This is a genomic window from Bartonella sp. CL434QHHD (genome assembly GCF_042195145.1).
Classification (GTDB): domain Bacteria; phylum Pseudomonadota; class Alphaproteobacteria; order Rhizobiales; family Rhizobiaceae; genus Bartonella.
This window is the reverse complement of the sequence record NZ_JBHINT010000006.1, coordinates 44,557-57,665: the sequence shown is the minus strand read 5'-3', so window position 1 is coordinate 57,665 and position 13,109 is coordinate 44,557. Positions and strand designations below refer to the sequence as shown.

The following is a 13,109-nucleotide window of genomic DNA, read 5'->3' as shown; positions in this document are numbered from 1 at the left end:
GAGGTCTTCCCATGATCAACGTGACCAATCGTACCAATATTAACATGCGGTTTTGTTCGTTCAAACTTGCTCTTCGCCATTGCTATTAATCTCTTGTTTTATTCCCTATTTTTGTTAGCACCTAGGGTCAGTCCTGCAAAAATGAGTCTGACCAGACTGTAAACAGCCCAATAACCACAACTCTTAGAGGCAAAACCCCACCCCATCTATAAATGGAATATCCTCCATCATACCTATTTGCCCAATCATCAACAACCATTTGGAGCGGGTAGCGGGAATCGAACCCGCATATTCAGCTTGGAAGGCTGCTGCTCTACCATTGAGCTATACCCGCATGACCCACTTACTAACTCTCCTTCGATGAATGGTGGAGGGGGTTGGATTCGAACCAACGTAGCATACGCAACGGATTTACAGTCCGCCCCCTTTAACCACTCGGGCACCCCTCCATTACACCGATAAAGTCACGCAATGAGACATCACGACAACCATCTTGAATACCCATTCAATTCAATCTGATTGCGAAGTGGTTATGACGATTACTATTGTATCTGTCAACAGAATAAATACAGTTCTGTACAAATTTCCTGCTCATAATTTTAAATCATAGATTTTTTTCTCTCTATTTTTCTTATTAACACGCTATAAAGAAGCTATGAAAGAAAAAACATCACAAAATTCTCATTATGCTCGTTTGCGTCGCCGATATCGCGATACAAAAGGCTCTCCTTCTCGATCTTTTACACACCCAAAGAAGAAAGCTGCTTCTTTACAGCAAGGGATCATCTATCTTTATGGTATTCATTCTGTTCAGGCTGCTTTAGAAAACCCAAAAAGAATTTTAAAATGTCTTTACGTTACACAAAATGCCTTAAAACGATTAAATATATCCGAATCAGATTATCCTTGCTCTGTTACATTATGCACCCCCAAATATCTTGATTCGCTTGTTGGAAGTGAGGCTGTTCATCAAGGTATTGTTCTGGAAACTCTCCCCCTCAAACCATGCAAACTGTCGGAACTAACCAATACTGATCTGGTCATTGTCATGGATCAAATTACCGATCCACATAATGTTGGCGCTATTATGCGCTCTGCAGTTGCATTGAAAGCTAAAGCACTTATTACAACTTGCCGTCACTCTCCCCACGAAAGCGGTGTTCTTGCGAAAGCGGCATCTGGAGCTCTGGAAATGATTCATTATATTACCGTACGAAACCTCGCTGAAGCTCTTCAAGAACTTCATCAAACAGGTTTTACAAGCTTTGGTCTCGATTCAGAAGGTGACCAACCTCTAGAAACAGCATTAACAGGGAATAAAATTGCTCTTGTTTTAGGAGCAGAAGGTAAAGGTTTACGTAAAAAAACACGCGAAACCGTTTGCGCTTTAACACGCCTTGACATGCCTGGAAATATTAAATCATTAAATGTTTCAAATGCAGCAACAATAGCTCTTTATGTGGCACATCAATATCTTAGATTCTAGTTTTTAATTTTTTGTGATACATCAAAAAAACCAACCAACAAAAAACCCGCAAAAAAACCGCCAATATGAGCTTCCCATGCTATTGAGATTCCATTTTCTTCAAACAAAATAGAAGAAATACCTATGATCAAATCAGTCGTCAGCCATACACTCATATAAACAAGAACCCCCTTAGAACACAGAGCTTTTTTGACAGATAATAAAGGTCCTAAAAGTTTTTCGTTCTGCGCATTGACAGCTAGATTACCACTAGGAAAACCGTAACGTGCAATAGCACCCATCATTCCAGATACGGCACCTGACGCCCCAATAAGTGATATGGTACTTTCTTGATGAAATGTAAAATAAGTCAAAACAGAAATAACTGCCGTTAACACCCAAAAAATTAAAAAACGTAAAACACCAAAATGCCTTGCTAAAGGAGAGCCAAAAACCAAAAGCCAAACCATATTAAGAGCAACATGTTTAAAACTACTATGCATAAATGAATAACTCACCATGGTATAACAAAATGCTACAGGATCCCTCTTAAACAATGCTGGTATAAATGAAAAAAACTCAAGGCTTTCAACATAAAACTGATGAGAAAAAAAATACTGGGAAATGCAATAAAGACAAAAACAAAATGCTATCAAAACAACTATAATAAATGGAACATTCAATAAAGGTTCTTTAGGTTGTTTCGGCAATCGGGAAATATCATTATGGTGGTGACTAGAAACTTTCATTGTATAAAATCTCGTATTTTTCAGAAAATGGGTTATTCTTTATACAAAATAAATATACCACTCCCAGTGATGCAAAATCTTTTTAACGCCTCTTCGAAGCCCCTTTTAAAATTTTCAATAGCTCTACATGAAAACACGTGTATTTTATACAAAAGATTTTAAAAAGCATGGATACCAAGAATATGATTTACAAACTTAATGGTATCCTGCTTACTTAAATGTGAAGTTATCATGCAATATACAAGAACTTACGAATAGACAAACTCACTTATGAGTGTGGTATATAATAAAAATATATAAACATTGTTTTCTTACTAGAAATATATTGATCACTGCATTTTTTAACCAAGCTATACTTCGATTGATAAACTTTAAATAATCTTAAATCTCAATTTTTCCATTAATATAGCCTGCATTGCTTCTACGCTTTGAACGAAAAGCGACATCTCTATGAGAAAAAATACCAATACAGCGTTCTCTAGATATACCGATTGGTGTTTCATGATGAATTACTTACTTGATAGTCTGTTTCCCTCATAAATGCAAAAGCGTCAGTTCATCTCTTTAACAAATATAAACAAGCCTTTCATTTCAACCTTTTACAGATATAATTCAAGAACTGTCTCTTATGAAACACTGAAAAAATATGTTTATTCTAATGATGCATCTTTGAATTTAAACAGTTCATGACGGAGTTTTTTATTCCTTTCTTAGACAGTCTTATTTACACATCCGTCACTTTTAACGCGCAAGAGAATAGTTTGGATCAATTCAATATAAAAAATTTTAAATGAGGTAATCATAGGAATTTGAACCTCCTATTAAGTTGTAAAATGATAAATAACCATTATAAATCAATGTATTATAAATAGATAATACACTAATCATTGAAGAGGAAGATCTTGAGAATTCTGCTTGCAATCCTTTAACCATACATCATAAATAGGATGCTCAACAGCGTTCAAACCAGGACTATCTGCAAACATCCATCCTGTAAAAATACGCCGTATTTTTTTATCTAATGTCACTTCATTGACTTCAACAAAACCTGTTGTACGCGTGGGTTCATCTTTAGAGCTCGTATAACACGCACGTGGAGTTACCTGTAATGCACCGTACTGATAAATTTTACCAAGAGTAACTTCAAAACGTGTAGTCCGCCCCGTGATTTTGTCAAGACCCGCAAAAACAGCAATTCCATTGCTAATACGCTCAGCCCGCACTCCACTATTTAAGGATAAAAACACTAAAATTCCCATTAAAAAAATATAAAAAAAATGCCTCACCCCTAACAATAAAAAAAATCTCATCATATCAAAATCAATCGCACCTTAAAAAAATAATTCTTTTCATAACATAGAGTCAAATAAGACAAAAATACACACGCACATTAAAACATGTTATTTTTTAGGTGACCACGCATCATAATCTTCATGCACACAAGAACGCTCTCCATTGGAAGTGATAGCCCCCTTTGGTCGATAGTCCTCACTTGTTCCTGTCATATTTGCAACATGAGGCTTTTCCCATTCATAAGGATGATAATCCTCCTGTGTTGGTGGACACTCACAGCGATGATGAATCCAGCCGTGCCAACCTGGTGGAATAGTAGAGGCCTCAGAATAGTCTTTATAGATAACCCAACGGTGCGGATAACCATCCTTATGAAGTCCTCCTTCATAATATATATTTCCAAATTGATCTTCCCCTATCCGCTTACCTTTGCGCCATGTAAAAAAACGCGTACCAATGGTATTGCCATTCCACCATGTGAAGATTTGCTTAAAAAAACGAGCCATCTGCTATTCCATTCATTTAGTGCGCTCATGAAATTAATCGTTGGAATAAAATTATTAACGATTGAAATTATCGAAAAAGTTACTCGTAAATTCAACTACAATTCCAATTGATAGGTTAACGTGCTATCCTTTAATTTCAAGAAGATATCATATGTATGGCTTCTTCTCCACCCCATAAAAATTTAATCTATGCCAAGTTTCATCTTAACCAATTCATTAACAGCTTGGGGATTTGCCTTACCACCTGTTGCTTTCATTACCTGTCCAACAAACCAACCAGCTAAAGCAGGTTTGTGCTTTGCTTGCACAACTTTATCAGAATTATTAGCAACGATCTCATCAACAGCTCTTTCAATAGCCTTTGTATCCGTTACTTGCTTCATATTTCGCTCTTCTACAATTTGGCGTGCATCACCCCCCTCATTCCAAATAATCTCAAAAAGATCTTTGGCAATTTTTCCAGAAATAACTCCTTCTTTTATGAGATCAATAATACTTCCCAATTGATTTGGCGATACTGGGGACTCTTCAATCTCACGATTATCTTTATTTAAAGCCCCTAAAAGGTCGTTAATCACCCAATTGGCAACTATTTTTCCATCACGCCCACGCGCTACCTCTTCAAAATAATCAGCAATAGCCTTTTCTGTCACAAGAATGGAAGCATCATACACTGTCAATCCCATTTCCTTAATAAAACGTGCTTTTATAGCGTCAGGCAATTCTGGTAAGTCTGCTGCCAAAGCATCCACAAATGCTTGATCAAATTCTAATGGTAAAAGATCAGGGTCAGGAAAATAACGATAGTCATGCGCTTCTTCCTTTGAGCGCATAGAACGCGTTTCACCTTTAGCGGCATCAAAAAGCCGAGTCTCTTGATCTATGACGCCTCCATCTTCTAAAATTGCGATCTGACGACGCGCTTCATACTCAATTGCTTGACCAATAAAGCGAATAGAATTAACATTTTTAATTTCACAGCGCGTTCCAAAATCTTCACCAGGACGACGAACAGATACATTGACATCTGCACGCATAGAACCTTCATCCATATTGCCATCGCAAGTGCCCAAATAACGAACAATCGTACGCAATTTTGTCATATAGGCTTTGGCTTCATCTGATGAGCGCATATCAGGTTTGGAAACAATTTCCATAAGAGCAACACCAGAACGATTAAGATCTACAAAAGACATCGTTGGATGTTGATCGTGCATCGATTTTCCAGCATCCTGTTCAAGATGCAACCTCTCAATTCCCACTTCAATATCCTCAAATTGGCCATTCGAATCTGGGCCAACAGATATGATAATCTTTCCCTCTCCCACAATGGGATAGCGAAATTGAGAAATCTGATACCCCTGCGGTAAATCTGGATAAAAATAATTTTTGCGATCAAAAACAGACTTTAAATTAATATGCGCCTTTAATCCTAACCCCGTTCGAACCGCTTGACGAACACATTCTTGATTAAGAACAGGCAACATACCTGGCATGGCTGCATCAATAAGTGATACATGATTGTTCGGCTCTGCACCAAATTTTGTTGATGCTCCTGAAAAAAGTTTTGAATTTGATATGATTTGCGCATGAACTTCCATGCCAATGATGACTTCCCAATCACCTGTAACTCCAGAAATAAAACGCTTAGAATCAGGAGTACGCGTATCAATGATGCTCATTGCCAATCCACTACCAATATTTAAAATATACTCATGGCTTATCTAAAACCATTCTCTCAATGTAACCCCAGAACATAAATCTTACAACACAAGCCCGTTTCTATCGGGCTTGTTCTGTTTGCATAAATATTAAGCTTTTTTAGGAGCCTTTTTCTTAGCTGTTTTTTTCTCTGTAGACGTTTCTTTCACTGCAGACTTTTTCTTTGCCGGCTTTTCTTCAGGGACATCTGATTCGTCATATTCTTTCATCAACTCTTCAACCGTCACTTCTTTATCTGTGACTTTTATCTGTGCTAATAAATGATCAATGACCTTTTCTTCAAAAATCGGAGCACGTAGATTTTCAACAGCTTCCGGAGTCCTACGGAAAAAATCCATAATCTCTTTCTCTTGTCCAGGATACTGGCGAACCTGATCAAAAACGGCTGCTTTTAGCTCATCCTCACTAACTTTAACACCAACCTTCATTCCAATTTCAGAAAGCACCAAACCAAGACGAACACGACGCTGCGCAAGGACACGATATTCCTCCCGCGCCTTTTCTTCTGTAATACCTTCATCTTCAAAACTGCGCCCAGCCTTTTTCAAATCATCATTAACCTGAGCCCATATATTGTTAAACTCAACCTCTAAAAGTTCTTCAGGAATCTCAAAATTATAATCAGCATCTAAAGCATCAAGAATTTGACGCTTAACTTTTTGACGTGTCACTGAACCATATTGGCTTTCAATCTGCCCACGAACGACCTCACGTAAGCGATCTAGAGACTCTAAACCAACTTTTTGCGCTGCTTCATCATCAATTTTTAATTCATCTGGTTTAAAGACAGCTTTGATAGTAATGTCAAACTCTGCTTCCCGTCCCGCCAAATGTGCCGCACTGTAATTATCTGGAAATTTAACAAAAATCGTTTTTGCATCCCCAGCTTTCACACCAACCAATTGCTCTTCAAAACCAGGAATAAATTGTTTTGACCCAAGAATCAGTTGTGCATCACTATCTGCCCCACCTTCAAATGGAACGCCTTCAAGCTTACCTTGATAATCTATGGTAATACGATCACCTTCTTCAGAATTCCCCTCTTTTAGGGAATAATTACGCGTAGAAGAAAGGACGCGTTTGACTTGATCATCAATATCCTGTTCAGGAACAGTTGCAATTTCACGGATAACCGTAATGTGTTCAAAATCTTTAATGTCAATTTTTGGTAAAACTTCATACTTTAAACTAAAAGTAAAATCAGCTTTGCCATCTAGAATTTTTTCATCTTCATCTATATCAATTTTTGGCTGCATCGCTGCACGTTCATTGCGGTCTGCTAAAATAGAACGGGGTGCATCACTGAGTATCTCATTGAGAATCTCCGCCATAAAGGATTTACCATACATTTTTCGCAAATGCCCACTAGGCACTTTACCGGGACGAAAACCATTAAGCTTGATTTTTCCCTTGGTATCATCCAATCGTTCATTCAACTTTTCTTCTAAATCTTTCGCTGGAACCACGATCTTAATTTCGCGCTTCAGTCCTTCATTAAGCGTCTCGGTAACCTGCATTAAACACCTTCATTTTTCTAAGGAGAGGGATCAACCCACTCTAATAATCATTACATTCTAACACTTCGAGTGTTACATTTACCATGAAGCGGAATTTCAGACACGTAGAAATCCGTAGCACCTAAGGGATTGCTTTGGTGCGGATGGAGGGACTCGAACCCCCACGGTCTCCCGCCAGAACCTAAATCTGGTGCGTCTACCAATTTCGCCACATCCGCTCAAACTTACAAGCTAATAACCTTATACAAGCGGCGTTTCTATACCATTAATTACAGAAAAAAAGCAAACAAATATATTAAAAAAAACAAAATCTATGCTTTTCATACATAACTGCTTACGCTAAAAGTCAATTATGTTAAAGACATTTGATATCCCAATTCATATCATCGGTGGCGGTCTTGCGGGGTGTGAAGCGAGCTGGCAAATCGCTCAATCAGGAATTCCTGTTGTTTTGCATGAAATGCGGCCTGAAAAAAAATCAGATGCCCATAAAACAGATAAATTGGCAGAACTGGTTTGTTCAAATTCGTTTCGTTGCGATGATTCATTAACAAATGCCGTAGGGCTTTTACATGCTGAAATGCGATTAGCAAAATCGTTAATTATGAAAGCTGCTGATGCCAACAAAGTTCCCGCAGGGAGTGCTCTTGCTGTTGACCGTGATGGATTTTCAAAAACCGTTACGACAGCACTCGAAAACCACCCCCTTATAACAATCAAACGTGAAGAAGTTCAAGAAATTCCTAAAGCTTGGAAACATGTTGTCATTGCAACGGGCCCCCTTACATCGCCTGCACTTGCTCAAAAATTACAAGCAATAACCGGTATAAAAGCTCTTTCTTTTTTTGATGCGATTGCACCTATTATCCATACCGACAGTATTGATATCAACATTTGTTGGTATCAATCTCGCTATGATAAAATTGGTCCTGAGGGAACAGGAAAAGATTATCTTAATTGTCCTCTCAACAAAGAACAATATGAAACATTCGTTGAAGCGTTAAAAAATGCTGAAAAAACAGAGTTTCGTGACTTTGAAAAAACGCCCTATTTTGATGGATGCCTCCCCATTGAAATTATGGCTGAGCGCGGACTTGAAACGTTAAGACATGGTCCTATGAAACCTATGGGCTTAACTAATGCCCATAACCCTACAGTTAAACCCTATGCTGTCGTTCAATTACGCCAAGATAATAAACTTGGAACGCTTTATAATATGGTCGGCTTTCAAACAAAACTGAAATATGGTGAACAAATTCGTATTTTTAGAATGATTCCCGGTCTTGAAAAAGCAGAGTTTGCGCGTCTTGGTGGTCTTCACCGCAATACCTACCTCAACTCGCCAATTATTCTTGATCAAACCCTTCGTTTAAAACAAAAAAGACAACTACGCTTTGCAGGGCAAATTACCGGATGTGAAGGTTATGTAGAATCAGCGGCAATAGGGCTTCTTGCTGGACGTTTTGCTGCTGCCGAATATCATCATATTTCCCCTTGCCTCCCCCCACAAACTACAGCATTCGGAGCCCTTTTGAATCATATTACGGGGGGACACATCATAGATGAAAAAGCAGAAACACAGTCTTTTCAGCCAATGAATATCAATTTCGGACTTTTTCCCCCTATTGCTTCTATTAAACATTCAGGGAAACGCTTACCAAGTAAAGAAAAAAAAATAGTAAAAAAACAAGCCATAACAGCGAGAGCTCTCAATGATTGTACTCAGTGGTTAGCAGATAAAGAATCAAAGAGCTCCTGTTTATAAAAAACATACGATTCGCCTCTCACCTACTGAATAGATCTTTATGACTCTCGTGAAAAAATCATTCTAAAGCCTTTTAAAGACTGTCTCCTACAATCAATAAATACTACCTACATTTCATCATTTATTCAATTATGTAGGTGCTGTAAAATAACTTTTGGCTATAAAAAACCTTTACCGCTATCAACAATTTAATATGATTTAATGACTAAAAAAAATAATCATATAAATATATTATGAATAATCAAAAAAATAGATGAAAAATACACACGTAATACTGTACTATCTTTATTAATAGTTTTTATATTACGTAATGTATATTATTTTATAAGAGTAATTTTTCTGTTTTGTAACTTCCTCCCTCAAAATTTGTGATGTTCTCTCATTTTAACTCTTGTATGATGAAGGAAAAATACTCGCTTGCATATCACAAGTGAAATAAAGATATGGAAAAAATATTTGTAGGATAGAGCTGGAGCTATCTCTCCCCTCTCAAATGCCAAGAAAAATTACAATATTGAAAACCAAATCTGAATATCAAAAGATTCTTTCATTTCAGGCTCTCTAATAAATCAATAAAATTATCCTCTTGGTGTGTCACAAGAAAGGTTGGCGTATAAGAGTAAAAGAATAAAACTATCCCTTATGCACTCGTCTCAGATATCTGGGGCTAGTCGCAACATTATAGGAACTGAGAAAATAGATAGCACGGTGGCACCAACATGCACTTTTATTAAGCGTCAATGGTGATATATAATAACTTTTATGGACTTTACAGAGTTTTCCGCCTCATATTATTTACGGATCTTGTTTTGAAATAAATACCGTAACACTTCAGCGTAATAAAAGTTAATATTACATTTTATAAGCCATACCCGTGCTCAATTAATACGGTGCAATATTTTTTGAAAATACTAAAAAAAATATATTTTAAGCTGACAGTATTTTATACAAAACTTAAAATCATTTTCAAAAATACCAGCAATACATGAAAATAAAAAATATCGCAAAGATCTCAAAGTTTTATATGAAAAATGCGCATAACACATGTGTTAAAAAAACCCGCTTATAAATAAATCGGGTTTTTTTAATGTAGCTCTAAATTATTTTTTATTAACTGCTTCTTTAAGGCTTTTTCCTGCAGAAAATTTGGGTACAGAACGTGCTGGAATATCGATTTCAGCACCAGTTGAAGGATTACGCCCCTTTGTTGCAGCACGATGAGAAACTTCAAAAGTGCCAAAACCTGGAAGACGAACATCTCCCCCTGAAGCTAAAGCTTCTGTTACAGAAGCCATAAAAGCATCAACAACAGCACCAGCTTGCGCTTTCGAAACACCTGCCTTTTCAGCAACGGAGCTAACCAATTCACTTTTATTCATAAAATATTTCCTTTCCCTATATTACCTGAACATGACTTAATCATGTTATTGGTCAGTTTATTGAAAAGTACAGCAAACAGAAGTCTTATTTTTATCCAAAACATTGTTTTTTTAGCAATAATCACAGTTATTCACGGAATTTTTCACTTTTTCCAACAAAAAACAAAATAATAACCTCAACAACGCCTTCTGCCACCTAAAAAATGCCGTTATAAATGAGATAAGTGAATCAGTGCGCAATCTGTATTCCTTCACTATCACTGCTCTCTGACCGGATTGGGACAGCCACTGTAGAGGGTTCTTTCCATTCAATAGTATCTGGAAAACGAACCAAAGCGTGTTTCAAAACTTCACTCACATGATTTACCGGAATAATTTCCATATTATTTTTGACATCATCAGGAATATCAACCAAATCTTTTGCATTTTCTTCAGGAATAAGTACTTTTTTTATCCCTCCTCGAAGAGCTGCTAAGAGTTTTTCTTTTAATCCACCAATGGGTAAAACGCGTCCACGTAAAGTAATTTCACCAGTCATTGCAATATCTTTATGCACAGCTACTCCTGTAAGGACCGACACAATTGCTGTCACCATTGCAATCCCAGCAGAGGGACCATCTTTTGGTGTCGCCCCCTCTGGAACATGAACATGGATATCGCGTTTTTCAAAAAGTGGAGGCTCAATACCAAAATCAACAGCACGAGAACGCACATAAGATGCGGCCGCTGAAATGGACTCTTTCATAATATCACGTAAATTTCCAGTTACAGTCATCTTACCTTTGCCGGGCATCATAACTCCTTCAATGGTCAATAACTCTCCGCCGACTTCTGTCCACGCAAGGCCTGTCACAACACCAATTTGATTTTCGCCTTCAATCTGATTGTAATGATAACGTTTAACACCCAAGAAATCATGAATATTACTTTCTGTAACTTTTACAGATTTTTGATGCGTTTTGAGAATTTTTGTAACGGATTTGCGGGAAATTTTCATGAGTTCACGCTCAAGGTTACGAACGCCTGCCTCACGTGTGTAAAACTGAATAATTGACCTTAGTGCTCCATCAGAAATACTGAGTTCTTTTTTAGACAAACAGTGATCTTTTAGTGCCTTTGGAAAAAGATGCTGTTTAACAATTTCCATTTTCTCACATTCAGTATAACCAGCAATACGAATAATTTCCATACGATCCATTAACGGACCTGGAATATTAAGCGTATTGGCAGTTGTGATAAACATGACATCAGAAAGATCATATTCAACTTCCAAATAGTGATCAATGAACGTACCATTTTGTTCAGGATCAAGAACTTCTAATAAAGCAGATGAAGGATCGCCACGAAAATCTTGTCCCATTTTATCAATTTCATCAAGCAAGAAAAGCGGATTAGATTTTTTTGCTTTTTTCATAGACTGGATAATTTTTCCAGGCATCGAGCCAATATATGTTCGGCGATGTCCACGAATTTCTGCTTCATCCCGGACACCTCCCAATGAGATACGAACATACTCACGTCCCGTTGCCTTTGCAATAGAGCGCGCTAATGATGTTTTCCCTACACCTGGAGGACCTAACAAACAAATAATGGGACCTTTTATCTTTGACGCGCGACTTTGTACGGCCAAATATTCAATAATTCGCTCCTTAACTTTTTCAAGACCAAAATGTTCATTATTCATGACCTTTTCAGCAAAATCTAAATTGTTTTTAATCTTAGATTTTTTACCCCAAGGCATTGCTAATAACCAATCAAGATAGTTACGTACAACTGTCGCTTCTGCAGACATAGGAGACATATTCCGTAATTTTCTCAATTCTGCTCCAGCTTTTTCCTGCGCTTCCTTGGATAGTTTTGTATTCTTGATACGTTCTTCTAATTCAGAGAGTTCATCTCGGCTATCATCACCTGCTCCTAACTCTTTTTGAATAGCCTTCATCTGCTCATTGAGATAATATTCTCGTTGGTTTTTTTCCATTTGCCGTTTAACATGCGAACGAATACGTTTTTCAACCTGCAAAACAGAAATTTCTCCTTCCATGAAGGACAAAACACGTTCAAGACGGGCCCGCACAGGTAAGAGCTCTAATATTTCCTGCTTTTCTGCAAGTTTAATCATCAAATGAGAAGCAATTGTATCGGCAAGCTTAGAAGGATTATCAAGCTGGCCAATCGCATTCACAACTTCAGGAGAGATTTTTTTATTAAGCTTTACATAGTTTTCAAAATAAGCAATCACTGACCTTGAAAGAGCTTCAATCTCAACATCACTCTCTCTAGGTTCTTCTGTAACAGTTGCAAAAGCCTGATGATAACCTTCACTTAAAGCAAATTGACTAATTTTTGCACGTGCAGTTCCTTCAACCAAAACCTTTACAGTACCATCAGGAAGCTTTAAAAGTTGAAGAATATTAGCAAATGTACCAATATGATAAATATCCTCTGATTTTGGATCGTCATCAGAAGCATTTTTTTGTGTCACCAATAGTATTTGCTTATCAACCGCCATCGTTTCTTCAAGAGCACGAATTGATTTTTCGCGGCCCACAAAAAGTGGAACAATCATATGGGGGAAAACAACAATATCACGAAGAGGTAAAACAGCATAAACCCCATCTCTTACTTCATCTGTCTTTTCATCAATATATTGCATAACTCTCCTTTCTGGAGCCTATGAGCTATCTACAACAACCAGCCCACTTTTAGAAAA

General features: G+C 37.3%; 9 protein-coding genes, 3 tRNA genes and 1 pseudogene. 2 read left to right on the top strand and 11 right to left on the bottom strand.

Annotated features, from left to right (window positions below; translation table 11 throughout):
- From ACFILN_RS01270 to ACFILN_RS01260, 3 genes and pseudogenes are all read right to left on the bottom strand, one after another.
- Window positions 1–80 (bottom strand): annotated as a pseudogene (locus ACFILN_RS01270) (elongation factor Tu); the annotation flags it as partial.
- 180 nt (window positions 81–260) lie between these two features.
- Window positions 261–334: transfer RNA gene (locus tag ACFILN_RS01265), tRNA-Gly, on the bottom strand.
- 31 nt (window positions 335–365) lie between these two features.
- Window positions 366–449: transfer RNA gene (locus ACFILN_RS01260), tRNA-Tyr, on the bottom strand.
- Between the two features lie 206 nt (window positions 450–655).
- Between ACFILN_RS01260 and ACFILN_RS01255 the strand changes: the two genes are divergently transcribed.
- Complete coding sequence (locus tag ACFILN_RS01255) at window positions 656–1,486, top strand: TrmH family RNA methyltransferase (protein ID WP_375637362.1); 831 nt, start codon at window positions 656–658, stop codon at window positions 1,484–1,486.
- Here ACFILN_RS01255 and ACFILN_RS01250 read toward each other — a convergent pair.
- The 6 genes from ACFILN_RS01250 to ACFILN_RS01225 form a co-directional block, all read right to left on the bottom strand.
- Entirely contained in the window at window positions 1,483–2,214 is a 732-nt protein-coding gene (locus ACFILN_RS01250) for a rhomboid family intramembrane serine protease (protein WP_375670687.1), read from the bottom strand. The genes ACFILN_RS01255 and ACFILN_RS01250 overlap by 4 nt on opposite strands.
- 884 nt (window positions 2,215–3,098) lie before the next feature.
- Entirely contained in the window at window positions 3,099–3,524 is a 426-nt protein-coding gene (locus ACFILN_RS01245) for a DUF2155 domain-containing protein (protein ID WP_273791166.1), read from the bottom strand.
- A gap of 90 nt (window positions 3,525–3,614) precedes the next feature.
- Window positions 3,615–4,013, bottom strand: a complete 399-nt coding sequence (locus ACFILN_RS01240; RefSeq protein ID WP_012755018.1) for an NADH:ubiquinone oxidoreductase subunit NDUFA12 — start codon at window positions 4,011–4,013, stop codon at window positions 3,615–3,617.
- 182 nt (window positions 4,014–4,195) lie between these two features.
- On the bottom strand, window positions 4,196–5,695 hold the full coding sequence (gene gatB / locus ACFILN_RS01235) for an Asp-tRNA(Asn)/Glu-tRNA(Gln) amidotransferase subunit GatB (protein WP_375663407.1): 1,500 nt from the start codon (window positions 5,693–5,695) through the stop codon (window positions 4,196–4,198).
- Between the two features lie 129 nt (window positions 5,696–5,824).
- On the bottom strand, window positions 5,825–7,252 hold the full coding sequence (tig, locus tag ACFILN_RS01230) for a trigger factor (RefSeq protein ID WP_375670685.1): 1,428 nt from the start codon (window positions 7,250–7,252) through the stop codon (window positions 5,825–5,827).
- 135 nt (window positions 7,253–7,387) lie between these two features.
- Window positions 7,388–7,470: transfer RNA gene (locus tag ACFILN_RS01225), tRNA-Leu, on the bottom strand.
- Window positions 7,471–7,604: 134 nt separating this feature from the next.
- On the opposite strand from ACFILN_RS01225, the gene trmFO reads away from it, so the two are divergent.
- Window positions 7,605–9,017 carry a methylenetetrahydrofolate--tRNA-(uracil(54)-C(5))-methyltransferase (FADH(2)-oxidizing) TrmFO gene (trmFO, locus tag ACFILN_RS01220; RefSeq protein WP_375670683.1) on the top strand — a complete coding sequence of 471 codons (1,413 nt, stop codon included), beginning with the start codon at window positions 7,605–7,607 and terminating at the stop codon, window positions 9,015–9,017.
- A gap of 1,100 nt (window positions 9,018–10,117) precedes the next feature.
- Here trmFO and ACFILN_RS01215 read toward each other — a convergent pair.
- On the bottom strand, window positions 10,118–10,396 hold the full coding sequence (locus ACFILN_RS01215; protein ID WP_273791158.1) for an HU family DNA-binding protein: 279 nt from the start codon (window positions 10,394–10,396) through the stop codon (window positions 10,118–10,120).
- Window positions 10,397–10,625: 229 nt separating this feature from the next.
- Window positions 10,626–13,052, bottom strand: a complete 2,427-nt coding sequence (gene lon / locus ACFILN_RS01210; RefSeq protein WP_375670681.1) for an endopeptidase La — start codon at window positions 13,050–13,052, stop codon at window positions 10,626–10,628.
- Window positions 13,053–13,109: the final 57 nt, after the last annotated feature.